21 protein-coding genes are annotated in these 24,302 nt (G+C 42.2%); 11 read left to right on the forward strand and 10 right to left on the reverse strand.

Translation table 11 applies throughout. From position 1 onward, the window contains the following. Nucleotides 1-242: 242 nt before the first annotated feature. Entirely contained in the window at nt 243-1,418 is a 1,176-nt protein-coding gene (locus HWQ47_RS04290; RefSeq protein ID WP_269969951.1) for a NapC/NirT family cytochrome c, read from the forward strand. Nucleotides 1,419-2,251: 833 nt separating this feature from the next. Here HWQ47_RS04290 and HWQ47_RS04295 read toward each other — a convergent pair. Then, on the reverse strand, nt 2,252-3,175 hold the full coding sequence (locus HWQ47_RS04295) for an LpxL/LpxP family Kdo(2)-lipid IV(A) lauroyl/palmitoleoyl acyltransferase (protein WP_269969952.1): 924 nt from the start codon (nt 3,173-3,175) through the stop codon (nt 2,252-2,254). Between the two features lie 157 nt (nt 3,176-3,332). Between HWQ47_RS04295 and hldE the strand changes: the two genes are divergently transcribed. The 3 genes from hldE to HWQ47_RS04310 all read left to right on the forward strand — a co-directional run bounded on the left by hldE (nt 3,333) and on the right by HWQ47_RS04310 (nt 6,180). Next, a complete protein-coding gene (hldE, locus tag HWQ47_RS04300) occupies nt 3,333-4,763 on the forward strand; it encodes a bifunctional D-glycero-beta-D-manno-heptose-7-phosphate kinase/D-glycero-beta-D-manno-heptose 1-phosphate adenylyltransferase HldE (protein WP_269969953.1) in 1,431 nt (476 codons plus the stop codon). After that, nucleotides 4,760-5,614, forward strand: a complete 855-nt coding sequence (locus HWQ47_RS04305) for a hypothetical protein (RefSeq protein ID WP_269969954.1) — start codon at nt 4,760-4,762, stop codon at nt 5,612-5,614. The genes hldE and HWQ47_RS04305 overlap by 4 nt, the downstream gene beginning before the upstream one ends. 104 nt (nt 5,615-5,718) lie before the next feature. After that, a complete protein-coding gene (locus HWQ47_RS04310; RefSeq protein WP_269969955.1) occupies nt 5,719-6,180 on the forward strand; it encodes a TetR family transcriptional regulator in 462 nt (153 codons plus the stop codon). 45 nt (nt 6,181-6,225) lie between these two features. Here the strand turns inward: HWQ47_RS04310 and HWQ47_RS04315 are convergent, their stop codons facing one another. Further along, nucleotides 6,226-6,492, reverse strand: coding sequence for a hypothetical protein (locus HWQ47_RS04315; protein ID WP_269969956.1), 267 nt, complete (start codon nt 6,490-6,492; stop codon nt 6,226-6,228). 189 nt (nt 6,493-6,681) lie between these two features. Further along, on the reverse strand, nt 6,682-8,091 hold the full coding sequence (locus HWQ47_RS04320) for a MipA/OmpV family protein (protein WP_269969957.1): 1,410 nt from the start codon (nt 8,089-8,091) through the stop codon (nt 6,682-6,684). Nucleotides 8,092-8,456: 365 nt separating this feature from the next. Here HWQ47_RS04320 and HWQ47_RS04325 point away from each other — a divergent pair, with 365 nt between their 5' ends. The 6 genes from HWQ47_RS04325 to HWQ47_RS04350 all read left to right on the forward strand — a co-directional run bounded on the left by HWQ47_RS04325 (nt 8,457) and on the right by HWQ47_RS04350 (nt 16,872). Next, nucleotides 8,457-10,244 carry an assimilatory sulfite reductase (NADPH) flavoprotein subunit gene (locus HWQ47_RS04325; RefSeq protein ID WP_269969958.1) on the forward strand — a complete coding sequence of 596 codons (1,788 nt, stop codon included), beginning with the start codon at nt 8,457-8,459 and terminating at the stop codon, nt 10,242-10,244. Between the two features lie 81 nt (nt 10,245-10,325). Further along, nucleotides 10,326-12,059 carry an assimilatory sulfite reductase (NADPH) hemoprotein subunit gene (cysI, locus tag HWQ47_RS04330; protein ID WP_269969959.1) on the forward strand — a complete coding sequence of 578 codons (1,734 nt, stop codon included), beginning with the start codon at nt 10,326-10,328 and terminating at the stop codon, nt 12,057-12,059. Continuing rightward, on the forward strand, nt 12,037-12,819 hold the full coding sequence (locus HWQ47_RS04335) for a phosphoadenylyl-sulfate reductase (RefSeq protein WP_269969960.1): 783 nt from the start codon (nt 12,037-12,039) through the stop codon (nt 12,817-12,819). The genes cysI and HWQ47_RS04335 overlap by 23 nt, the downstream gene beginning before the upstream one ends. Nucleotides 12,820-13,688: 869 nt before the next feature. Next, nucleotides 13,689-15,416, forward strand: coding sequence for a hypothetical protein (locus HWQ47_RS04340; protein WP_269969961.1), 1,728 nt, complete (start codon nt 13,689-13,691; stop codon nt 15,414-15,416). 63 nt (nt 15,417-15,479) lie between these two features. Then, nucleotides 15,480-15,893: a DUF3010 family protein gene (locus HWQ47_RS04345; protein ID WP_269969962.1), complete on the forward strand. Its 414-nt coding sequence runs from the start codon at nt 15,480-15,482 to the stop codon at nt 15,891-15,893. A gap of 124 nt (nt 15,894-16,017) precedes the next feature. Further along, nucleotides 16,018-16,872 carry a PA4780 family RIO1-like protein kinase gene (locus tag HWQ47_RS04350; protein WP_269969963.1) on the forward strand — a complete coding sequence of 285 codons (855 nt, stop codon included), beginning with the start codon at nt 16,018-16,020 and terminating at the stop codon, nt 16,870-16,872. A 53-nt stretch (nt 16,873-16,925) separates the two neighbouring features. Here HWQ47_RS04350 and HWQ47_RS04355 read toward each other — a convergent pair whose 3' ends face one another. The 5 genes from HWQ47_RS04355 to HWQ47_RS04375 all read right to left on the reverse strand — a co-directional run bounded on the left by HWQ47_RS04355 (nt 16,926) and on the right by HWQ47_RS04375 (nt 21,055). Then, complete coding sequence (locus HWQ47_RS04355) at nt 16,926-17,453, reverse strand: peroxiredoxin family protein (protein ID WP_269969964.1); 528 nt, start codon at nt 17,451-17,453, stop codon at nt 16,926-16,928. Between the two features lie 64 nt (nt 17,454-17,517). Continuing rightward, complete coding sequence (locus tag HWQ47_RS04360) at nt 17,518-17,892, reverse strand: hypothetical protein (RefSeq protein WP_269969965.1); 375 nt, start codon at nt 17,890-17,892, stop codon at nt 17,518-17,520. A gap of 77 nt (nt 17,893-17,969) precedes the next feature. After that, nucleotides 17,970-18,317, reverse strand: a complete 348-nt coding sequence (locus HWQ47_RS04365) for a hypothetical protein (protein ID WP_269969966.1) — start codon at nt 18,315-18,317, stop codon at nt 17,970-17,972. A 45-nt stretch (nt 18,318-18,362) separates the two neighbouring features. Next, a complete protein-coding gene (locus HWQ47_RS04370) occupies nt 18,363-19,838 on the reverse strand; it encodes a S41 family peptidase (RefSeq protein ID WP_269969967.1) in 1,476 nt (491 codons plus the stop codon). Nucleotides 19,839-20,047: 209 nt separating this feature from the next. Further along, complete coding sequence (locus HWQ47_RS04375; RefSeq protein ID WP_442802086.1) at nt 20,048-21,055, reverse strand: phospholipase A; 1,008 nt, start codon at nt 21,053-21,055, stop codon at nt 20,048-20,050. A 301-nt stretch (nt 21,056-21,356) separates the two neighbouring features. Between HWQ47_RS04375 and cobA the strand changes: the two genes are divergently transcribed. Then, nucleotides 21,357-22,178 (forward strand): uroporphyrinogen-III C-methyltransferase, encoded by an 822-nt coding sequence (gene cobA / locus HWQ47_RS04380; protein ID WP_269969968.1) that lies wholly within the window; start codon nt 21,357-21,359, stop codon nt 22,176-22,178. Nucleotides 22,179-22,195: 17 nt separating this feature from the next. On the opposite strand, the gene HWQ47_RS04385 is transcribed toward cobA, so the two are convergent. Both HWQ47_RS04385 and HWQ47_RS04390 read right to left on the reverse strand, forming a co-directional pair. Then, nucleotides 22,196-23,029, reverse strand: coding sequence for a TIGR03899 family protein (locus tag HWQ47_RS04385; protein WP_269969969.1), 834 nt, complete (start codon nt 23,027-23,029; stop codon nt 22,196-22,198). Between the two features lie 42 nt (nt 23,030-23,071). Next, nucleotides 23,072-24,271 (reverse strand): MFS transporter, encoded by a 1,200-nt coding sequence (locus HWQ47_RS04390; protein ID WP_269969970.1) that lies wholly within the window; start codon nt 24,269-24,271, stop codon nt 23,072-23,074. Between the last annotated feature and the right edge of the window lie 31 nt (nt 24,272-24,302).

Genomic DNA, 24,302 nt, shown 5'->3' on the forward strand with positions numbered 1-24,302 from the left:
CATTAACTTTAGCGTCTACAAAACACGCTAGCGCAACCATAAGTAAACTCACCCAACAAATACTTCACGTTTGAAACCAAGCGGTAACTGCAATCTATTAACAAACCGCCATGTTTGTGTGTATCTGTATCAATGATACAAATATATCTGTATCATCTATCAAATATCAATATTTAATTACGATAATAATTAGTAGTTAATCGAATGCCTTTGATATTTGTTTAACTCATTGGAATGCTAACATGAAAAGAATCTGGCAATTTTTTAGTCGCCCTAGCAGTAAATATTCAGTTTTTACCATCGCTTTAATTGCAATATTTATTAGTTTACTTGGAGTGTTCACATTCCATGAATCAATTGAATATAGTTCGACTACAGAGTTTTGTGTTTCATGTCATTCAATGCAAGAAAATTACAATGAATACAAGAATACTATCCATTTTAAAAATCCCGCAGGCGTCAGAGCAGAATGTAGAAACTGTCATATTCCTGAAAATACGCCCATTGATTTTCTAAAAGCAAAAATTGGCGGTATGGGAGATATATACAGTGAATTCATTGGTGGTGATATTGATACGCCATTAAAATTTGAACAACATCGCCAAGAAATGGCTGAAAATGTGTGGAAAATGATGAAAGACACAGATTCAGCGCCTTGTAAAAGTTGTCACTCATACACAGCAATGGATCACGCTAAGCAATCACCTGCGGCTGCGACAGCGATGACAGGTGCTGCAGCAAAGAATATGAATTGTATTGAATGCCACAAAGGTATCGCTCACCAATTACCTATGATGAACGAAGACTTTCATAAGGTGTTTGAACAACTAAAAGCAAACTCATCAATTGCCCCTCCTGTCGATGTGTTATACACATTAACCGAGAAGAAAATCTACAGCGAGGCCAATGATACGAGTCTAGATGAGGGCATATTATTACCCGCATCAGCCGTAACCGTATTGGCTAAAAAGAACGGTATGTTGCAGGTTAAGTTTGTTGGCTGGCATGAGAAGTCGGCTCAAAGTGGCGTCATTATGCAAGAGATGGGTAAGTTTATTTATGTGGCCAAATTAAAAGAAGCCGGTAAAGCAACTGAGGTGCTTACCAAGGAACAAACTGATACTAAGACAGGGATGGTGTGGCAACAAGTTGAAGTTACTGGTTGGATTAGCGAACAGTACTTACAGCCTAATATCGATATGGTATGGCAGTATGCTGAAGGAATGTATAACAATACTTGTAATGCATGTCATTCCATTACATCACCCAGCTTCTTAACGGCAAATAAGTGGATTGATACAATGAGATCGATGAAGGCTTATTACTCGTTAACACCAACTGAAGAACAGACGTTATTGAAATATCTACAAGTTCACGCTAAAGATATGCAGAATGTAAAAACTACATCAATTAAATAATTAGCACTATTATTAATAATAAACGCTGAAGATGATTAGTCTCAGCGTTTCTACTTTTAATATATTTGTCACACTAAAATACATGAATGTTAGATTAAATATTATTAATCCGTATCTAAATTCTATTCAGTTAATTATCTATGAAATTAATATAAACTTACTTCGTTATTGGTAATCTTAATGATTCTCATCTTTATTTCGTTTGTTTCGTTCAGTTGATTTATGGTTAATACCTTTCTATTTTATTTAAAGCTGTAGTAAGTTGATGATGTTTACGGCTAATTAATTAGTAATAAAACAATAAAGTGATCATGTAAAAAATACGCAACACAATTAATTCTGTCATTCTAAAATCTATCTAACGTTAGTCATAGTTTAACAATTCATTCCTAATCATGGGCGGTATCATAAAATACTGGAGCTTAGTTTCACTCTCCGTCTTGTAAACTTTTTTAAGGAACAGAGTGCTAATAAGCTCACTTTAGTGGTGAAGAGAGTCAACTGTGACGACCTACCAGTTATACCAATCGGTATAAGAAAGTGATCTACTCAGAGTTTTTTTGGCAAGCTAATTCAAGGCGAATGAATGACATAATGGTTATTCCCTTGTGAGTTCATTCAACGCAGAAGTAGGCAGCCAAAAACACTCCTTACAGGCGAGTTTTAGCGCATCCGATACGGCGTTAACGAGCTTAAACGTAGAACAACTATGTTCCTCACTCGTTGCAAACCACATGGATGTGGTGAATGTAATTAATGCAGGAGTAATTAATGACCTTGCCTCAGAAGCGCTAAACTCTCGCTGAGCGATCACATCTTTATACCGATTGGTATTAATAAACTGATGGGTCATCCTTATTAGGCCGTGTCTTAAATCGTCTATGTAGCCACATATATTGGGCACGATTTTTATTGATGATCTGCTCAATAATGCCGTTACCTCGTTTGGCGTCCTCGATTTCATCTTTAGTGGGGAAGTTATCTAGCGGCGGCGATATCTCTATGGTATAGCCCTTGTCATCGGCATTACGCACCACGCTAAATGGCAGTACTTTGGCTTTTCCAAGGCGGGCTAAAGTCGTGGCGCCTGTGATTGTGGCAGCGTCGGGCATGGCGAAGAAGGGGATAAAAGTCGCACTTGAACGGCCAAAATCTTGATCGGCGGTATACCAGATCACATCTGGATTACGGAGGCAGCGAACCATCTGACGCAGGTCGCGCTTAGACACTAGTGCCTTGTTAGATCTAAGTCGTCCCTTTACCTGCAGGTATTCCATGACCGGATTATTATGGGGGCGATAGACGCCGACACCTGGTTGAAACTGTCCAAATATTCTGGCGCCCATCTCTAGGGGTAAACAATGTACGGCGAATAGGATAACGCCATGGCCGTCGTCGAGAGTCTGCTGCACATGTTCCTGACCTGTTATGGTCATATGGCGCTGCACTTTTTCGTCTGACCACCACCAAGCATTGATAGTATCGAAGATAGCTTTGCCGGTTTCCTCAAAATTTCTTGCCAGCAACTCATCTTGTTCCGCTTGGGGCATATCAGGGAAACAGAGTGTTAAATTACGTTTTGCTGTTTTAACGCGACTGGCGATAAACTTCTTCGCTAATCGGCCGATTGCCGCCCCTATTTTCATCTGCATGGCTAAGGGAAGTAGCTGGGTTAAGCGCATTAAGCCGACACCAAGCCAGAGTAACCAGTATTTTGGGTGAAACAGATGATTTGAAAATTGCGCTTTTTCTACCACGGTGAACTCGAAAAATTATGGACATGAATGGGTATTCTAACGCAATTTCATACTGAATTGCTGGAAATAAGCCGGAAAATTACTGCTGAACTTTGCTCCTATTAATCACAAAATTAGGTACAATCAATGATTAATTTCGAAAACAGATATGAGCGTTATGAAGGTTTCTCTACCAGCATTTGAAAAAGCTAAGGTTTTAGTTGTCGGTGATGTGATGCTAGACCGATACTGGACCGGACCGACGGGGCGTATTTCCCCAGAAGCGCCAGTACCTGTTGTGCAGATCAAACAGATCGAAGACAGACCTGGTGGGGCAGCAAACGTAGCCTTAAATGTGGCAACCTTAGGTGGCCAGGTATGGCTTGCTGGCATTGTTGGTAACGATGAAACTGCGATAGCCCTAACGAAAGGGGTTCAGGCTTTAGACGTTGAAGCCAATTGGCACTGTGTTGAAGGTAAACCCACCATCACTAAACTTAGGGTCATGTCGAGGAACCAGCAGCTTATTCGTTTGGATTTTGAAGAAGCTTACGCTGTTGAGGAGAGTGTTGCTCTGTTTAAAAAATCTGAAACCCTACTAGATGGGGTCGGAGTGGTCATTCTTTCAGATTATGCCAAAGGCGCGATCACCGATCCTCAAGACTTTATCAAACTAGCGAAGTCGAAAGGCGTAAAAGTGTTAGTGGATCCTAAAGGCAGTGACTTTTCTCGTTACCGAGGAGCCTCTTTGCTAACGCCAAATATGAGTGAGTTTGAGGGGGTTGTTGGTGCAGTCAGCTCCGAAGCCGATTTAGTGACTAAGGCTCAAGCCTTGTTAGCTGATTTTGAGATCGAAGCTATCTTAGTTACTCGTTCTGAAAAGGGAATGACGCTAATCACTGCTAATGGCCCTGAACTGCATATTCCAACGGTTGCTCGTGAAGTGTATGACGTGACCGGTGCTGGTGACACGGTGATTTCAGCACTTGCAACAGCATTAGCTGCGGGCAGTGAACTTCCTCAAGCGTGTGCTATTGCAAATACGGCCGCAGGTATTGTGGTGGCTAAACTTGGGACTTCAACGGTAAGTCGCATTGAGTTGATTAAAGCGCTTTCTCTAAATCAAGGCGAATCAGGTTTTGGTTCGGTGAGCGAAGATCAATTGGTGTATGCGTTAGAACAGGCAAGGCTTAGAGGCGAGCGTGTTGTGATGACTAATGGCTGCTTCGATATTTTACATGCGGGACATGTGAGCTACCTAAAACAGGCTAAAGACTTAGGTGATCGTTTGATTGTTGCTGTAAACGATGATCCTTCGGTAAAGCGCTTGAAGGGCGAGGGACGTCCAGTTAATCAAGTTGATCGCCGCATGGCTGTGTTAGCTGGACTCGCCTCGGTTGATTGGGTGGTTCCCTTCAGTGAAGACACACCACAGCGGATAATATCAAGACTGCTGCCGGATCTGCTTGTCAAAGGCGGAGACTATAAGATTGAAGAGATAGCCGGTGGTGAAGAGGTCATGGCATCGGGAGGCAGCGTTATGGTGTTAGGCTTTGAAGATGGTATTTCGACAACGAAGATCATTGAAAACATCATGGCCAACCAGTGATCTGGACGGTGTTTGCGCTAACGACTAGCTTATTGTTGACTGAGGTCGATGCTAAGCAAGTGGTACTGTGTGAAACGTCGTTACTCAATCACTGTCTACAAACTCTCTCTCTAAGTGTTCGTGGCCAGTTGCCTGATAGTGACGCTGAACTTAAACAGTTATTAGGTCAGCGTGGCGCTATGGTACTGCCTCTTCGAGATGAAAACGTAGCAGGAGTGATCCTACTTGCCCGAAAACAGATCCCTGACTCACTTTCAATTGATCTTTCTGGCTCACTCTATTCATTCACTTTATCAGAGCAGTTAGCCGTGACTCTGTGGCATGAAATTGGGCATCTTGAGGCGATAAACTTACTGGAGTTAGGTGTGTTTGACACGCTATCCCCCTATCGTCATGAATGGATCGCGGATTGCTACCTCACTTGGCGTTCAGCTAAAGAGGGCAAGGGGCTGGATCTGGCTTGGCAACAGTATCATCGACGAAATCTTAATATGATGCAAAGCGCCGAGAATATCAGTCACTGGACCGTGCCAGTCATGGCGCAAGTGCTTGAACAGTATGACGCTGAACAGTTAGCTCACTTCAATAGTTTTAGTGATTTCATACAAGATGCGTTACCTCGGTTATTTGAAGAGGAACAAGATACGTTAGCTGAATTTGCTAGCTTGTTTCATCGAACATTCGATACGCAGGTGATGCAGCTATTGCCGGATTATATGTTTTGGCGAAAACCTGTTTTAGCACAGCTGCTAGAACCGACACTCGTAAAGTTATTGGGTGAACCCGCTGCCAGAGAGTGGATGCAGAAACAGAACTTTTCTTCACCTCTAGCGTTTAAAGCTGAACCTTAGCTGAACTCTTGCTCATTAGTCGTGTTATTGGGCAAGTTACTAAAGAATTCCCTAATTTGGTTTGATAGCATCATAACTATGATATCGAATAGGGAGATGGTCTGGTGGCTAAACGTTCAAGAGCCGAAACAGAACGAACGATTAATCAAATTATGGATGAGGCGCTTAAGCAGTTACTCACCCTTGGTTATGATTCAATGTCTTATACTACCTTGTCACAAGCAACTGGGATAAGTCGCACTGGGATAAGCCATCATTTTCCTCACAAAGCTAATTTTCTTGTGCGTTTGGATCCGCAAATTAGTCATCTCTTCCAAGATGAGCTGGACTTTACCAGTTTAACTACCCTTGAAGGTTCATGGATTAGAGCGTTACAACAGCCTAAGTGTTGCATGGTACTTAGGTTGTTTTTCAGCTTATGCGGTGATTTAAGCAAGAGTGAGACTCAATTTAAGGCGATTGATTTAGTGAAAGATAAAGCCTACAAAGCATTTGGATTCGAAGGGGAGAGAATGATCAGCGAGCTTCTCGGACGAAGCGCTGTTTTACTTTTACCTCAAACGTAAGTTCGAGCTGCTTAACATGTAAAGAAGACAGCGTTCAAAAATACGTTAACGATTTTCTCTAAGCACCAAGTCAGGGTTGAAGTTGATGTCTCCTTCACTATCAATAGTCACTAGCCTATCGTCTTGCCTCGCTACAGCGGTTTTTTCATGGCTGGATTGTCTAACAAAAAGAAGCTGATACCCAAGCTTTGCAAGAGTATAGAATGCAAATCTCTGAGTTGTAGAAAGCCGATGCCAGTGTTGATCTATATGAGGCTGTTCTAGCCTTCTATCGTCAACACTTGGGCTAGCATTAATAGCGGCAACTTTCATAGATAAGCCTCTGTTAAAGATTCGTCAATTCTAAAGTCGTAGGCTTATATAAGCAGATGTTTATCTATCATGCAAGGATGTATTTTCTCTATGTGATTGGTGATAACTTAGAAGATGCATTGGGACGGATGAAGTTTCTTGGTATATGTGGTGTAGCGGCCGCAAATCGCTGTAGAACCAGGCTCGGGTTTACATTGGTGGTTTTGTTGCCTTTTTTATATTGTTTTTATGGGGTAAAAAATGCCATTGAAGATAAACGCTTTGATAGTTACTGCCTCCGCCTATTCTGCCGAACGCTGAGCTCTTCTCATAAATCCCAGAACGGTGATGAATACTGTAGCCAAGCCATAGGTTACGCATATCATGACGGTTAAAAATGTCGCCTAAATTGACGTCCAGTGAGAAGTCTAAATAGTTGAGTAGCTTAGAGGGAGCGTATCCTTTCTCTTCTAGCTCAGTCCCTTCGATGTGGCTCACTGTGCTGATGTAAGATAATCCTTCTGCCACACCCAAACGCCATCTAGGTCCAAACTCGAAGGTATAGAAGGCTTTTATTGCTATGACGGCCTCAGCTAAGTTGTTTTGAACTTTAGAATCATGATGCCAAATAGCACCAGGGGTAAAGTAAAGTTCGATAGGCAGTGTAAATAGCGTGTCGGTTAAACGGATACCGTAAAACAGTGAGGTTAGCTGGTTATTGTAAGGGTCTGTTCTTGCATGGCCTGTCATTATCTCGTTGAGGTTAGAAGGTGTGGCCCAACCGTGAGCTATTCGTAGATATTCACTGTCGTCATCACTTTCAGGTGAAGCTGACTTAAGTGCCATTGTCTTTCTGCTTTTGCTATCGGGATAGAAGGCGAAGCCGAAATAGGATTCATACTGATATTGAGTATCAATGGTGGGCAGCTGAGTAATATCATCTTCGAGACGCCCTAGGCCAAATTGCCCTAGCAGGTACAGATTGCTAACCAGATGATAACGTGTCTTGATGCCCGCTTTAAATTCGATTCCAGCACCGACATCATATTGCTCTAAGCCATAGTAGTACTCATTGAAATCAGCACTCTTCCAGTGAAACTCGGCATAAGGATTGATGTAAAAATCTCCCTTTTCCCAGTGATACTGAGTTCGGGTAAAGGCGTAGCTGCGTTTATTTGAGTCTGACATAATCGCGGTATCGGCTTCCCAAGGGCCTTTTAAGAAGCGGTACTGCAGGCCAAAATCGAAGGCTTGTGATTGTGACTCATTTTGCAGACTTTGAGGAATATCGACAAATCTGAAACGGGTGTAGGCGTTAACCTGATGGAGGTCGTTTTTCCAAAGATGAATACCGGCTTCCATTCCATCGATGAAGAAATAGTCATTCCGGTATTTGATCATCGGTAAAATATCATACACTTCGTCATCCTCAGTCGCATAGGGAATGTCACCGCGTCTCATTCCTATTCCTAGGCCCCAGATATCGGTTTGGTATTGAGTTTCATAGAGGGTTTCGTATTGTGATTCAGAGATCTTGATGTCACTGTTTGCTGCGGCGGTAGCAACCTGAGGTAAGGTTAAGGCAATAATGGCCAATATGATGGGGGCGTGATATGTCATCGTCTCAGTGTGTTAAGTCAAACTTGGCTGCAGTATAGAAGGAATTAACGCAGTTAAATATAGTTTATTAACCTAAGAAACATTTTTATGATGAATGACTAACTTAAATTAATCCATATGCTTACATCTAATTCTTGACTGTATTCCTGCATATACAATTTCACACTTCACTTCAGGCTATTAATAGCCAGTTAGTCTGTGCTCCAATTATCTTTCAGTGTTATGAACTAAGACTCTTGTTCTGTCCATGGGAGACTTTTCTCTTTCCTATATTCCAAAAAAGCATTAAAAATCAGATTTTATTCTTTTTTGGTTTTGCTTATAGGGGCTAAGCTAACAACATTACACTGAATAGGGCTGTTCCCATGTTGTTAAAAGAGCTTTCATCATTCGCTTCTCCTTTGTCTCAAGGGCAGGTAGAAAAGTTAAAACAGCTTACTTCTGAGCTGAGTGCCGTTCAACTAGCTTGGGTTAGTGGTTACTTATCTGCTACGGCAGAGCAGGGAACTGGTCAAGTTGGCGTTGAAGCCGCTGCTCCTGCACAAACGATCACTATCTTATACGGTAGTCAGACCGGCAATGGCAGAGGAGTTGCCAATGAGTTGGCTGCTAAAGCTAAGGCACAAGGTTATGCAGTTAACTTAGCCTCTATGGGTGAGTACAAGGTGCGCCAACTTAAGCAGGAAACCTTATTATTAGCCGTGGTCAGTACACATGGCGAAGGTGAGGCGCCGGATGATGCACTTGAACTGCATAAGTTTTTGGCTTCTAAGCGAGCCCCTAACTTAGAAAACTTACATTATTCAGTGTTGGCATTAGGTGATTCAAGTTATGAATTCTTCTGCCAAACAGGTAAAGATTTTGATGAAAGATTAAGTGGTCTTGGTGCCAAAGCCATTCAACCGCTGGTGGAGTGTGATGTCGATTATGAAGAGGCTGCTGAGCAGTGGCAGTTAGATGTGTTGGAAGGTGTTAAACCGCTGATACAAACATCAAGTGCAAGCGTTGTCTCTATCGGCTCCTCAGCAAGCGTTGGCGAGAGCCAGTTTACCAAGCAAAAGCCTTATACAGCTGAATTATTGGTTAGCCAGAAGTTAACCGGTCGTGATTCTGATCGTGATGTACGTCATGTAGAGATTGATCTAGGTGAATCTGAGCTTAGTTATCAAGCCGGTGATGCACTCGGCGTTTGGTTTAGTAACAGTGCCGAGTTGGTTGAAGAGATCCTCACTAAACTATCTTTGGATGGTAATACAGAAGTGACGGTGGCTAAAGGTTCACTGTCGTTGAAGCAGGCATTAATTGAAAAGAAAGAACTCACTCAACTTTATCCTGGGTTAGTTAAAGGCTGGGCTGAATTAAGTGGAGATGCTGAGCTGCTTAAGATTGTTGAGGATAAGGAGCTGACACGCCAGTTTGTACTTAATCATCAACTGGCAGATTTGGTTGCTCAATATCAGGTCAATATTACTCCGGTGCAGTTAGTTGAACTGCTTCGTCCTATTACTCCACGCTTGTATTCAATTGCATCTAGTCAGTCAGAAGTTGAGTCAGAAGTGCATTTGACTGTGGCGCTGGTTGAAGACGAACGTGACGGTGCAGCCCGATTTGGCGGTGCCTCGCAGTTCTTGGCACAAGCAGCTGAGGGCGCTGAAGTGAAGGTGTATGTTGAGCCAAACAATCACTTTAGATTGCCTGAAAATCCCGATACGCCAGTGATCATGGTTGGCCCTGGTACTGGTGTTGCACCATTTCGTGCCTTTATGCAGGAGAGAGCGGCTCAAGGAGTTGAGGGTGATAGCTGGTTATTTTTCGGTAATCCTCATTTCGAACAAGATTTTCTCTATCAAACAGAGTGGCAGCAATACATCAAAGATGGCTCTTTGACACGCATCGATCTGGCTTTCTCTCGTGATCAAGCCCATAAAATTTATGTTCAAGACCGCATTGCAGAGCAAGGACAAGAGTTGTGGAAATGGTTAGAGGCTGGCGCTCATCTCTATATTTGTGGTGACGCCGAACGTATGGCCAAAGATGTTCACCAGGCACTGCTTGATGTCGCAGTTAAATTTGGTGGTAAAACCAGCGATGAGGCCGATGCCTTTTTAGAACAGCTTCGCACTGATAAGCGCTACCAGAAAGATGTGTACTAAGAAAAACTCTTAGCTACAAACCCTATAAAGAGGCAGCGCCATGATGCGTTGCACGAGTGAAGAATGAGTGAGGCTGTGGTCATGTCAGATGATAAAAGTGTAGAGAAAGTTGAAGAATTATCGGTAAATGAATACCTGAAAACAGACAGTGATTTTTTGCGTGGAACGATTAAGGAAGGATTAGATACGGCGGTTACCGGATCTTTTAGTGAAGGGGATCAGCAGTTAATTAAGTTTCATGGTTTTTACCAACAAGATGATCGTGATCTGCGTAATGAGCGTAAAGAGCAGAAGCTTGAACCTCTCTATAGCTTTATGTTGCGTGCACGTGTTGCTGGTGGTGTCTGTACTCCTGAGCAGTGGTTGGGTGTTGATGAGATTTCATCGACCTTGACCAGCTCTAACAGTATCCGTTTAACCACGCGCCAAACATTTCAATACCATGGGATCTCTAAACGTAATTTAAGAACCCTGATCCAAAGTTTAGATAGAAAGGCGCTGGATTCGATTGCCGCTTGTGGTGACGTAAACCGTAATGTGATGTGTAACCCAAACCCCGTTGAGTCTCGTCTTCATGAACAGGCATATTACTGGGCTAAGCAATTATCGGATACTTATCTTCCCCATACCAAAGCTTATGCTGAGATCTGGTTAGGTGACGATAAAGTGATCACCCATGAAGGTGACACCGTTGAGCCGGTATACGGTAAAACCTATTTGCCGCGTAAGTTTAAGATGGCCGTTGCTGTACCGCCAGACAATGACGTTGACGTTTATACCAACGACTTAGGTCTGATTGCCGTTGCTGAAGAGGGCGAGTTGGTTGGTTTTAACTTAGTCGCTGGTGGCGGCATGGGATCAACCCATGGTGAAGTGCAGACTTTCCCACGTCTTGCTGACGATTTTGGTTTCATCAAATCTGAAGATGTATTGAAGTTTGCTGAAGCTGTACTCACGGTGCAACGTGACTGGGGTAATCGCTCTAACCGTAAACTTTCAAGGCTTAAATACACCATAGTCAAATATGGTTATGAGGTGTTTAAAGCGGAAGTTGAGAAGCGTGCAGGGGTGAGGTTTGAACCTAAGCGTGATGTTGTGATCGGTGATCGTGGTGATCGTTATGGTTGGATCAAAGGCGTTGATAGTAAGTGGCATTTAACGCTATTTATCGAAGGTGGCCGCATTAAAGATCTGCCTGATCAGCCACTGCAAACAGGGTTAAGAGAGATCGCTAAAATACATAAAGGCGATTTCCGCATGACCTCTAATCAAAACTTTATCATCGCCAGTGTGGCCGAAGAGGATAAAGCAGAGATTGAAGCATTAGCAAGAAGTCACGGTTTGATGGGGAAGTTGATCACTGAAACCCGTGGCCGCTCTATTGCGTGTGTAGCCTTGCCTACGTGTGCACTTGCCATGGCAGAAGCTGAGCGCTACTTTCCTGATTTTTTGACTAAGGTTGAATCCTTGCAGGAGAAGCACGGCTTTCTTGATCAGGGCATTGTGATCCGCATGACGGGCTGTCCAAATGGGTGTGCGCGTCCCTTTGCCGCCGAAATTGGTTTGGTGGGTAAGGCGCCGGGTCGCTACAACTTGTATTTAGGTGCGAGTTTTGAAGGAACACGTTTAAATAAATTATACCGTGAAAATATTCAAGAAGCTGAAATTCTATCTGAACTCGATGGCTTGTTTGCCCGTTATGCAGCTGAGCGAGAGGAGGCAGAAACCTTTGGTAACTTCACGGTACGCATTGGTGCAGTGACAGCGGTAATAGATGCCGCTAAGGATTTCCATGAGCAGAGCAATCATGCCTGAATCAAGCAGTATTGATTCAATCGTCTCGAGTGATGAACTGCTGGCGCTACTCAGTGCTCCAGCAGTTGAGCAGAAGAGTGAGCTTGAGCGAATAAATGTATTTTTAGCTGAGTTAACTCCAGCACAGCGTGTGGCATGGGCGCTTGAGTTCCTGCCTGGGAATCATGCGCTATCATCGAGTTTTGGTATTCAGGGGGCAGTTATGTTGCATCTCGTTAGCAGTCAAAAAGCCGATATTCCAGTGATACTGACTGATACCGGTTATCTTTTTGCTGAAACCTATCGCTTTATCGACAAGTTAACCGAGCGTCTTAAGCTGAATGTTAAAATCTATTCATCTGAGCTGACTCCTGCTTGGCAGGAGGCAAGGTTTGGCCTGTTATGGGAAAAAGGCTTGGACGGGTTAGATCAATATAATCGCATGAACAAGGTTGAGCCGATGCAGCGAGCTCTGCAGGAAAACGAAGTCGGCACTTGGTTTGCTGGTTTACGTCGTTCACAGTCAAGCACGCGTGAAGCTTTACCTATTCTGGCGATTCACGGTACTCGTTTTAAAATATTACCTATTTTAGATTGGAGTAATAAAGAGATCCATGAGTACCTGACTAAGCATGACTTGCCTTACCACCCTCTGTGGGAACAAGGCTATGTTTCTGTAGGCGATACACATTCTAGTAAGCCTTTAGAACTAGGAATGACTGAAGAGGAGACTCGCTTCAACGGCTTGAAGCGTGAGTGTGGTCTGCACTTTGAAATCTAATTTCTAGTGAACAAAATCAAACCACTTTTCTGCTGCAGATCAGTGGTTTTTTTATGTGGTAAGTATGATGATAATCGTTAAAGTTGTGGGTAACTGGTATGTTCTAATAAGGTTGTTATACCCTTGTTAAATAAAGTATTGGCGATTGAAATGTAAACTTTTGACTTAAATTTGCTAATATTTATACATTTTTACCCACAGCGTTATGCACACGTTGTATTTATGGTCTATAGTCATCAGTTCCCGTAGATGGTTTTAGTATGTTGTTCTGTTTAGAGTCTATGTGTAACTCAGTGATAACAAGGTCTTCCCTATATCATTTGGCTTATTTTCTGACCTTTAAGTCTATAGAAATGGTCGATAGATATGACTTGTTATCACATGCAGAGCTGTCAGCAGATATAAGCCTTGCTTGTCCTTTGGATAAGCGGCATTTTGATTGACTTGTTAGCGCTTGTATAATCAAAATCTTAAGCGCCTGAATAGTCCGCTGTGGCTATTCAGGCAATAATCCGCAATGCCCTCCAAATCTCTTTTTAAAGCTTCGCTGATGAAGACTCTTATGTCGTTAAGGTATCCGATTTAAGGCCGCGTTAGTCATTGGCAGGAAGTTTGTTAAATCAGATTTTATTCATCTTGGTCTAGCTTAGCTATTTCCTTCACTTGATCCCCTGATTACTTGATAATGCTCGTTTTAGAGGCTTTGCGTTAGTTCAATTCTAGGCATATGAGTATTGGGATCCTACATTTCCAAGTAGCTTGGGTATAAGAGCCTGATAGAGTATATTGATCCGTTCATGCCAGTAAGAATGATCTAAGTCTAAGTACGTCTTAGCTATAAGAACGTTAATTTAAATGGAGTTAGTTGGATGAAAAAAATATTAATCGCAGCAGCAGTGATAGCAGCAAGCGCTGCTGGGTACTGGGTGAGTCAAGATATGGAAGCAAATGGTGAGTCAAATGCCATTTTAGCTTTTGTTCCGGCCGATACACCTGTTTTTTCTGGTCAGCTAACCCCATTTCCTATTAAAGCCTATATCAACTCCGTTTCTCCAGGTTATCAAAGCTACTCAGATGATATGTTCGCTGAGCTTGAAGAGTCCGACGATGCTAGGGCTAAGTTCATGTTAAGTTTGATCCAAACTTACATGGCTAGCTTAGTCAGTGGTGATACATTTATCTCGACTTTCGGTCTTCCTGAACAGATGCGTAGTTACTTTTATACCTTAGGTCTTCTGCCCGTGATTAAACTGGAAGTTGAAAAGCCTGAGGCGATTTGGACTGTGCTGGATAAAGCTGAAAAAGAGAGTGGCTTTACTCATGAGAAAAAAAGCATAAAAGGTCAAGAGTACCGTGCTTACGCGCTTACTGATGCGGATGAATCTGAAACCATATTTCTACTGTTTTCTATCAGTAATGGCATTCTGACGGTGACACTGGATAGCGCTTTTAGTCAGCCTAGTACACTCGAAACGGCACTTGGATTGACTCCTGTCACTAACTCTCTAGCCGATTCAGACATATTGCAAGATATCATGAAGACTCATGGCTTTAATGGCGATGGTATTGGGTATATTAACCATCAAGAGTTGGTCAAGGCGGTAACGACTAAAGATGGTAATCAATTAGCGAGACAGCTTATGGCATTTGCTGAGCTGGAGGGGGAGGATCCTTTCGCTATGCTACGTTCAAACGAGTGCCATACTGAGTTATCAGCTATTGTCGCCAACTGGCCTCGTACTGTATTTGGTGTCAGTAATGTCTCTATTAGTGACATACTGAGTCATATTGAATTTGCCACCATCGTTGAGAGTAAAAATCAGGTGATGCTTGATGCATTGTCATCTATGCAAGGATTTATTCCTGATTACATACGTCAGGCTGATTCAGTGTTCTCTATGGGACTCGGTTTAGATATGAATCAACTAGCGCCTTCATTGACAGCCATATGGGATGATATGTTAACGCCACAATATCAGTGCCAAGTGTTGCAAGAGGCACAAGAGGAGGTGTCTGGTCAGAGCCCGGCAATGTTGGGTATGTTTACCGGTATGGCCAATGGTGTTAAGGGGCTTGCGGCTTCGGTCATTGATTATCAGTTTAATGATGACCAAGATAATCCGGGCCTCAAAAGTTTGGATGCGATAATAAGTTTATCAGCAGAGAATCCAAGCATGTTGTTTAATATGGTAAAATCTTTTGCTCCAGAGCTAGCGAGTATTCAATTAACGAATAATAATGAAGCCGTTGATCTTTCCCCTTTATTGCCAATCTTACCTGAGTTGGGAATTAAACCTATGATGGCGATTAGAGGTGAGCACTTAGTGATTTTCAGTGGAGAAGCGGGAGAAGTGAAAGCCAATGAGCTTGTGGGAGAGACCTTGAACAATCAGAGCCTTTACTCTTTTGGGGTGGATTACGGCAAGGTGATCCCATTTCTTATCACACTTTCGGAAATGGCTGGAGAGCCGATCTCTGAAGAGTTATCCATGATGAAAGGTTATAATATGCAGGTGAGAATGGGAATAGATGTGAATCAAACCGGTATTGTTTTCGATTCAGTTATGGATAGTAAAGTTGCACCAGCAAATGAGTAAGTTAGTATAATCAGTTGAGCCAGCTAAGCTGGCTCTTTTTTTGACATTAGGAATCTTTAAGCTATGCCGATAGCGGGTATGTTTTTAAAAGCAAATGAAGTGCGTGTTGTGACATTATCAGGTTCACGTACGAGTCATGAGTTAGTGTCACCTAAAGTAAATAAACTGGCATTGATAAAGAATCCAAATCAAAGCGAAGTTATCCAGTTTGGTGAAATGATTCATGCTTATTGTGTAGAGTATAAGATTGAACAGATTGTCTTGAACCGTAGAGCGACGTCGGGGCAAGGCGCTGGTGGTGCCGGTACCTTCTTAATGGAGGGGGTTATTTTGGCGATGGCACCAGTAAAAGTGAACTTGGTACACCCCGCGACAGTAAGGGCGACAGACAAAAAAACTGCTGAGATTAAAGGGTTAAAGCCTAAAACAGTCGATCTTGGTAAAGCTTACGACTTAGCATTTGAATTTCTTACTTAAATTTTTTATTTTATTGCATTTTAAACTCAAGAAATCTTTAAATTTACTGAGTTTAAGTTCATTTTCTTTAATGATTTCTGGGTTTGATATTCCATCGAAGCCTTAAGTAAGGTATAAGGGCGCTATGAAAATTCCGAAACGTATCCAGCCTCTCGTCGATGAAGGCTTAGTAGATGAAGTCCTTCGTCCATTGATGAGTGGCAAAGAAGCCGATGTCTTCGTTGTCCGTAGTGGTGGCGATGTACGTTGTGCAAAAATTTATAAAGAAGCTGAGAAGCGCAGCTTTAAGCAAGCGGTTCAATATCGTGAAGGGCGTAAGAGCCGTAATAGCCGTCGCTCAAGAGCAATGGAAAAAGGATCTAAATTTGGCCGTAGCGAGCAGGAGTCTGCTTGGCAAAATGCCGAAGTTGATGCCTTGTATCGTCTTGCTAATGCCGGGGTTCGTGTTCCACAACCTTATGGATGTTTTGACGGTGTACTCTTAATGGAGCTTATCACCGACGATGATGGTTTTGTTGCACCGCGTCTTAATGATGTTACTTTGACATCAGAGCAAGCGCTTGAGCAGCATGAGACTGTGATGAAAGACGTACAGCGTATGTTGTGTGCTGGATTAATTCATGGTGATCTTTCTGAGTTTAATGTGCTATTGGATAGCTCAGGTCCGGTGATTATTGATCTGCCTCAAGCGGTTGACGCGGCTGCCAATAACAACGCAAAACGTATGTTAGAGCGTGACGTGAATAACATGACTCAATACTATGGTCAGTTTGCGCCTGAATTGCTAGAAACTAAATATGCCAAAGAGATGTGGGCCCTGTTTGAGTCTGGCAAATTGAAACCGGATACCGTGCTAACTGGTGTATTTGTAGAGAGCACTAAAGCGGCTGATGTCGATTCTATTCTTGCTGAAATTGAAGCGGCTTTCGATGAAGAGCAAGATCGTAAAGAGCGTATTCGAGAAGCGGCAGAAGGTTAATATTGAGATCTCCCTAAAGCTGATGGTTAGCCTTAGGGAGAGATGTTAAGTCATCACTTTTGTTTATCAATTCCGAGTTCAGCTAAGTTTGCCGCAATATCTTCGGCCGCAGTTTCTGCATTAATATCCTCATCTATCTTCAAGATTTTACCGTCTTTATCGATGTAAAATGTCACTCGGCTAGCCACGCGAACAAAGTTAAGCACATCGTATGCCTTAGCTGTCTTTTTCGTCGGATCGCTTAACATGGGAAAATCAGCTTTCTGCTCTTTAGCAAACTCTTGGTTATCTTCTAAGTCATCGACACTGGCCATCATATAGACTGCATTGTATTCACGGATCAAATGTCCTTTTTGAACCAAAGAGCGACACTCTAATGTGCAACCATGGGTGTTTGCCATGGGGTACCAGGCGAGCACTAATGTCTGTTTGCCTAAATAATCACTGAGTTGATAGAAGTGACCATCGGTTGATTGGAGTTTAAAGTCTGGGGCGGTATCGCCAACGTTAAGGTCGGTAGCCATCACTGTTAAGGGGCTGGAAAATAGGATGACGAATAGTATTTTTAGAAAAGCTTTCATGTTAGCGATGCCTGTGGATTCTGATATTATCTCACTAGATTAGCATACTTGTTTATGCTGATGCTTAGGAGAGTTTAGCGCAGAGGGTTAATTGTATTTTGCTATCTCCTTCGACAAGTGTAGTAAGTTGCTCGCCAAATTCAATCGTTATAATTTGTTGAGCTGTGTGAGTTGAATGCAGATGATTTATGGTGATTAAGCTATGAATTTGAATGAGATTTTCAGAGATAAGACTTGGCGTAAGTATTATTGAACACCTCTCATTTTCGATAAGAAGCGCTTTGTTTACTATGGCAGGCTTAGTGGTATCGATTAAAAGCGTCTCTTCGTATAAAAGCTGAAGAGACAACTCCAGTTTGGTTTCAGTTTCTATCTCGAACTTATCTGCTTGTCTCTTGTATTGTGCATTGAGATAAAACCCACCAATCGGACTGCTCATCTTGAAATTCCATGTACTTTATTTGCCATTCAAAAACGTAACTGACAATACTGTTAGTGACTGATTAATATACTCTACTATGCATTTTTTCCGTTTTCTAGTTCGATAAGCATATTTGCATAATTCATCCAGTCGACGATTAATGCTTTGATTAGCACCTGAGTCCCAGTATCCACATTAGCACTCCGTTCTTTTACTGCAAGGTGCTCTACTACAGCTCTAACATCCAAAGAAAGTAAGTTCACCCTAAAGTTATCTTTGGGACTAGGGTTGTTGTCGGCTTGGGGATTTAGAGCTCCAACCATCTGATTTTGTACAAGTAGTGCCAGTTTTGGGTTTTCACTTCTTAGCATGGCGACAGTCATGCGCAGTGCGCCTCGATTGAAATTATCCGCTTTCTGTATAAATGTGCGTTTATTTGACATGGTGAATTCCGATCTTGAAGATACGTCCTTTATGAATAGTTTAACTCAATTAATTATGGCTGTGGCATAAGACTGAGATCGTTTATCTGGGCAGTTAGGCATTGGCTGACATTTGAGTTGAGTGACTAAGGTTGACCAATGAATGGGTCTTCTGGCTGTCAGAATAATGTCTGGTTGAGTTCCTACACCTGATATTAAGTTTCCTTGATTGCTATAATTAAGACTTGTGGTGAGCTCTATACTGAGCTTGCTGTTAGGTAAACGGAAACGATAGTGTTTGCCTATGTCTCCTTGAGTTTTTTCACCAACTAAAGTGACTCTGGGCCAGTTTTTTGCTAGATAAGCAATCCATTCACATTCTTGTTTACATTGTGGGCCAATAAGCAGAACTAGCCTGTTTGAGTGTGGATATCTATCAGGCACTTTTTTGTTTTTTCTACCATAGAGCTGACTGAAGTGACCTGTTTGCTTACTTTCAATCTCTTTTTTTATTTCAGATATCTGTATCTGTTCGAAGAACGTCAGTTCATCTAAAGAACGAAAGTGATCTGTCCTTAAATAGTCATTTTTAACATCAATAGAGCGTCGATATTGGGCAAAGGTGAAAACGGGATTAATCGTGCTTCTGTCTACGTTGCTTAGGGGGGCTCGATCTGCAAAGTTATTCATTATTATGTTTAATAGCTTATCACTGGCTCCACTAGCCTCTCTTAGGTCTAGAATGGTTAGTGGGTTCTTGAATGCTAGCTGAAGTTTGGATAACAGATAACTATCTGTGGCGAGCTGATCTAAGTCAGAGATCTTAATCGGGTTGGGGGTTTTATCTGAGCTTATGAGTGCGGGTTCATGATAAACGGGCTTGACTTTGAGAGGAATAACTAACTCAATCTGGGAGTTTGAGCCCTCACCATTACTAAGAGAAAGGGTGACTATTTTACCTAACGCTATGCCCATTTCAGCTCTTAATATATCTATCTGTAACAGCCATTGATGTTGAAGTGTTAAGCTCCCTTGTTGTGACTTTGGCATAAAGTGTTTAGCTGTTTTTAGCCAATGAGATATCGGTATGCCATCGATATGAGTAATAAATGGGTGGTCAATAGACAGTGGGTTATTGAATGAGTCAAGTGCGAGCCATAAGTCTCCCATGGGTCTTAATGTGCAAGGGAGTTGTCCTGTTGAAGCCGTATCCGCAGAGAGGTGGATGCCTGGGTCATCTAATTGAGCGGTTAACTTAGTTATCTCAGCGTGAAACCTAGTGGAATCTATCTCAATGGGATAAAGATATCGAATATGTTCGATATCTTGTTTAATTTTTTCTAGGCGTGAAGGGACAAGAATTGAAAATGCTGATTTTCGCTCAATCTCTGTGACTAAGACATTGAGATCTTGCTGCATTTGGCTGAAGCTTAGGCTCGTTTTGAAGGTGTTATCTACCAGCATAAAACGGGAGAGCTGCAGAATACAAAGCAGCAAACAGATACCAAATATATTAACGATATCTTTAAATTTGAAGGTCATATCACTCCTTGATATATCCGTCACCAGAGAGGTCTAACGGCTTAGGTATGTTCAGCTGGTTTACCTTTATCTAGCTCAATACACTATAGCTTATTTAGACGGTCTAATTTATTTCCTTAATGCGCGACTTAAGTCTGTTTTTCTGATGAGTAAGGGCTTAAACAACGCTTAGATAAGCCCTCATATTTTCTCATGATTAATGTACTATTTTAAAGAATATCGTTTATCGACACGCCAATACCTATACGTTGAGTGTGAGCATTGTAATCAATTAAGCTTTCTCCGTAACCATTGAAATATTGGGTGTAAACTCTCAATTGACCAATGATTGGATAACTCCAAGTGGCTTCAATGGCGCCATAGTTCGGGCTAGTTAAGTTGTTTCTTACCATCATAGTAAATCTATGCTCGTCGATACCATAAATGCCTGTTAGTTCAAAATTACCCATGTAATCTTCGATATCTGGATTATCATCACCTTCTGGAGAAGAGGGGGTTTCTTTTTCATCTTCAGGTATACGCCACCATACTTTTGCTCCTAAGGCGAACGGGCCACTATCAAATACCATAGTAGCGTAGAGTCGATTCCAGCTGCGGGAAAGATTGCCTGACTTACCATTTGATTGGTGGGCAGCGCCCACTCCCCAGAAGGAGTTACGTAATGGACCTAGTTGCCAATCATTGTTAAACATCATAAATATCTCTGGTTCATGATTAGTTTCACGAAAGGGTGAGGAGATATCTTTGTTATAGACTTGCCAATATGACTGATTAGTGTAGGCAACAAATAGATGACCATTGTCACCGAAGACGTTGTACATCAAGGGGAATTTAAAACTAACCTGAAATTTAGCTTCTACGTTATCTAGACCTAATGTGTGCTCTGTCCCCTCTTTATTAAAGGGCGTCATATTCGGGCTAGTGTTATAGGTTACGGGCAAAATATAGTTGACGTTATGGGGCGTCATAACAAAGGGGAGTTCAGATGTTGCCAACTCATCATGTACCCGCTCATCGACTAATGAGGTTTTATGCTCTCTCTCAAGTGAACGGTCATCCTTGTTAGCGGTAACAGACTCTTGTGCTTGGATGCTTTCAGTTTTTGGCGTGTGCTCTTTAACATCATGGGCATAAACAGATGATGACAAAGCAAGGCTAGAGAGTAGAGTCAATAAATGGCTTAATGGCCTATTCGGTTTGTTTTTCAGCATCTTCATAAGTCATCCATGAAAGATTATAATTATTTTTATTAAGGCGAATATTACCTCTCAATTGCTCATTTTAATAGGCTTCGATATCCAAACGACTTGTAAATATATACAAAAGCTTAATGTTGTAACAACGTTCTCCTTACAAGGCGGCACAAGTAAAGAGGCTTAACCTATTGTTACCTAATTGAATTTAGTTGAGTTTTTATTTTAAATAACTAAAAGGAATAAAGAGTAAGAAATAACTATTTATTAAGTTATAAGTAGACAGGTATATTTTACGCTATAGAGTCATGTGTGGAGCAATGAGATGGAGATCGTAACGTTACCCGGTCAACGAGCTAGTGGAAAGGTATGGTTAGTCGGAGCCGGCCCTGGAGATGTTGAACTGTTAACGCTTAAAGCATACCGGGTTCTAAAAAGTGCCGATGTGGTACTTTATGATGCCCTCGTCAGTGATGATATTATGGCACTTGTCCCTCAAAATGCAGAAAAAATTGCTGTCGGTAAACGTGCTGGTAAACACAGTGCGGCACAAGATGAGATTAATCAATTATTGGTGACGAAAGGTTTCACTCGTAAGAACGTTGTTCGCTTAAAAGGGGGAGATCCTTTTATTTTTGGACGTGGTGGAGAAGAGTTACAAAGCTTAGTTGAAGCTGGGCTCGAGTTTGAAGTCGTCCCAGGTATTACTGCTGCCAGTGGTACTTCGGCTTATGCAGGGATCCCGCTGACACATCGAGATTATGCCCAAGGGGTGTCCTTTATCACTGGTCACTGCCAGTTAGAGAGTCGTCCAATGGATTGGAACGGCTATGCTAGCCCCAATAATACTCTGGTTATCTATATGGGAATCCTTAATGCTGGTTTGATCAAATCGGGTTTAATGGATGCGGGCCGAGGAGCTGATACGCCAGTAGCTATTGTCTCAAGAGCCACAACAGCTGATCAGCGACGCTTTATCGGAACTTTAGGTGAGTTGGATGCGCTAGCGTTGGATCCTGAGCTTAAAATGCCTGCTTTGATGATTATCGGTGAAGTGGTGGAGCTTGCCGATACACTGCATTGGTTCAAGCCAAAAGTTGATGGTGAACTTATGGGGATGAGCACAGAGCTAAAAGATAGCCATTAAGCGCTATTTTTCCGGTGCTACTCAATTTTAAAGTCTTGAGCAAAAAGGGTTCGGAACGCTTTTGCATATTCCGCATCGGGTTTAGGCTGAATTAGTTGGGTTAACTCATCACCACTCGGTGTTAATCGATAATAGATAAACAATAGGTGCCCACTCTTAGGTGTGAGTTTCATTGTTTGTGATAATAATGTGAAGTTGATGGTTTTTTTGCTATTGAGCAAGCCTGTTTCAAACTCTCCGCGGTGCAGTATTCCCGCATCGATTAAGGTCAGAATACTTGAGTAGGGCATACCAAAGTTAGAAAAGCCGATACTAATAGGGGCTGATTTACGAAATAGCTGTCCAATGCCTCCCGTATAACGATAACCATTAATCAGCTTTAATCGATTCTCCTCGTTCACTTTTACGGCCATTCCTAAGGCTTTTTCAAGGATTTGGGCTTCCTTATGGGTTAGCTGTTTCAGAATTGAGAGAGTGCGCAGGCTAAAGTTACCTGGCTTGGTGATCTCGTTCGCTAAAATACGTCCCCATAATTCTTGCATCTTACGGTTATGGATCTGTTCAGCAAGTTGGAAAAATTGATGAGCCCAATCGGGATCGAGATCGACGCCAGTGACATCCGACGGGGTATGAGTTAAGGCGATGGCATAGATGGTTTCAAGATTACTTTGGTAACGGCTAAGCAATTTATGTTGTCTGTGTTGAGCGCGTTCGACAATTGATGCACTGCTTGGCCGATATTCATCTTCGCTGCTCAATCCGAGTTGCTGGCCTAATAACAGGGCTTTTTTACGAGCTGATACATCGGACTGAGTCGATTTTTTTTCGTTTACTTTTACCAATTCCGCCATCGTTGTCTCTGCACTATTTTTAATACTGTATTAAATATTAACTTAATCTGTTTGATTGATGGATGTTTTGTCTCGATTTTTTGAAGTTAAACTCCAAATGACTTCATTTCCTTGGGCTGGCGCACTAGGTATGTTCCTTGCCAGAATCAATGAGCAGATAGCAAATCCTGCACCGATATAAAATACTGTGCTTGGGGAAGCAAGCCACACCAAACCTAAAGCAGCAGGGATAACTACTGCAGCTATGTGGTTGATAGTAAAACTGACGGACATCGTGGCGGCAATATCTTTACTGTCGGCTATTTTCTGGAAGTAAGTCTTAATCGCGATGGCCATAGCAAACAACAAGTGATCAATGATATAAAGCGCAGCAGCTATTTCAGGTTCTTCTACTAAGGCGTAACTGATGAAAATGAAAATTAAGCCTACATATTCGATTGTCAGTGCTTTCTGCTCGCCAATACGGCCGATAAAACGACCGATAGCGGGAGCAAACAGTAAATTAACCACATAATTTATCAGAAAAAGAGCGGTGGTTTCACTGACACTATAGCCAAACTTTTCCACCATCATAAACCCGGCGAAGACCATGAAGATCTGCCGTCTGGCCCCAGAAAAGAAAGTCAGTAGGTAGTAGAGCCAATACTTTTTTCTTAAAATTATCTTTTTATGTTGGACTTCACCCACATCGAATTTGGGAAAATAAAGCGTGACGGTGATCACCATCATGAGTCCTAAGCAGCCAATAAGCGCATACATCCAGACATAATCGAGCTTAAGCCAACTCATTACCACCCAGATACTGGCATAACCTGAAAGGGCAGCGGCTGAACGCCAAGCTAATGCCTTGCCCAGAAAACCAGCAGTTTCTTTTTTATCGACCCACTGTAAGGTCAGTGATTGGTTGATTGTTTCGAAATAGTGGAAACCGATAGACATGAGTACGGTGGTTAAATAGAGCCCAAGTACACCAGGGTAAAAGCCGGTGATGGCAACGCCGACACACAATATAGCCAGTGATAGCAGGGCGAATGATTGCTCTCGGATTAGAATAAGAATAAAGATGGCTGTAAAAGCGAGAAAGCCGGGAACCTCACGCAAACTTTGTAAAATACCTATTTCGGCACCAGTAAACTGAGCTTTTTCAATAACAAAGTTATTCAGTAGCACCTGCCATACAGAGAAAACCAATGACATGATAAATGTCATCCACAGAAGTAGTTTTTGCGGGTTTTTACTCATTAAGCATCCATCTAACTATTAATGATTACTA

It is taken from the genome of Shewanella sp. MTB7, from assembly GCF_027571385.1.
Taxonomy (GTDB): domain Bacteria; phylum Pseudomonadota; class Gammaproteobacteria; order Enterobacterales; family Shewanellaceae; genus Shewanella.

Coding starts and splice junctions, on each gene's coding strand:
- HWQ47_RS04290 (WP_269969951.1), top strand. CDS start 243: ATGAAAAGAATCTGGCAATTTTTTAGTCGCCCTAGCAGTAAATATTCA.
- hldE (WP_269969953.1), top strand. CDS start 3,333: ATGAAGGTTTCTCTACCAGCATTTGAAAAAGCTAAGGTTTTAGTTGTC.
- HWQ47_RS04315 (WP_269969956.1), bottom strand. CDS start 6,492: ATGAAAGTTGCCGCTATTAATGCTAGCCCAAGTGTTGACGATAGAAGG.
- HWQ47_RS04320 (WP_269969957.1), bottom strand. CDS start 8,091: ATGACATATCACGCCCCCATCATATTGGCCATTATTGCCTTAACCTTA.
- HWQ47_RS04325 (WP_269969958.1), top strand. CDS start 8,457: ATGTTGTTAAAAGAGCTTTCATCATTCGCTTCTCCTTTGTCTCAAGGG.
- cysI (WP_269969959.1), top strand. CDS start 10,326: ATGTCAGATGATAAAAGTGTAGAGAAAGTTGAAGAATTATCGGTAAAT.
- HWQ47_RS04335 (WP_269969960.1), top strand. CDS start 12,037: ATGAGCAGAGCAATCATGCCTGAATCAAGCAGTATTGATTCAATCGTC.
- HWQ47_RS04340 (WP_269969961.1), top strand. CDS start 13,689: ATGAAAAAAATATTAATCGCAGCAGCAGTGATAGCAGCAAGCGCTGCT.
- HWQ47_RS04345 (WP_269969962.1), top strand. CDS start 15,480: ATGCCGATAGCGGGTATGTTTTTAAAAGCAAATGAAGTGCGTGTTGTG.
- HWQ47_RS04350 (WP_269969963.1), top strand. CDS start 16,018: ATGAAAATTCCGAAACGTATCCAGCCTCTCGTCGATGAAGGCTTAGTA.
- HWQ47_RS04355 (WP_269969964.1), bottom strand. CDS start 17,453: ATGAAAGCTTTTCTAAAAATACTATTCGTCATCCTATTTTCCAGCCCC.
- HWQ47_RS04360 (WP_269969965.1), bottom strand. CDS start 17,892: ATGAGCAGTCCGATTGGTGGGTTTTATCTCAATGCACAATACAAGAGA.
- HWQ47_RS04365 (WP_269969966.1), bottom strand. CDS start 18,317: ATGTCAAATAAACGCACATTTATACAGAAAGCGGATAATTTCAATCGA.
- HWQ47_RS04370 (WP_269969967.1), bottom strand. CDS start 19,838: ATGACCTTCAAATTTAAAGATATCGTTAATATATTTGGTATCTGTTTG.
- HWQ47_RS04375 (WP_442802086.1), bottom strand. CDS start 21,055: ATGAAGATGCTGAAAAACAAACCGAATAGGCCATTAAGCCATTTATTG.
- cobA (WP_269969968.1), top strand. CDS start 21,357: ATGGAGATCGTAACGTTACCCGGTCAACGAGCTAGTGGAAAGGTATGG.
- HWQ47_RS04385 (WP_269969969.1), bottom strand. CDS start 23,029: ATGGCGGAATTGGTAAAAGTAAACGAAAAAAAATCGACTCAGTCCGAT.
- HWQ47_RS04390 (WP_269969970.1), bottom strand. CDS start 24,271: ATGAGTAAAAACCCGCAAAAACTACTTCTGTGGATGACATTTATCATG.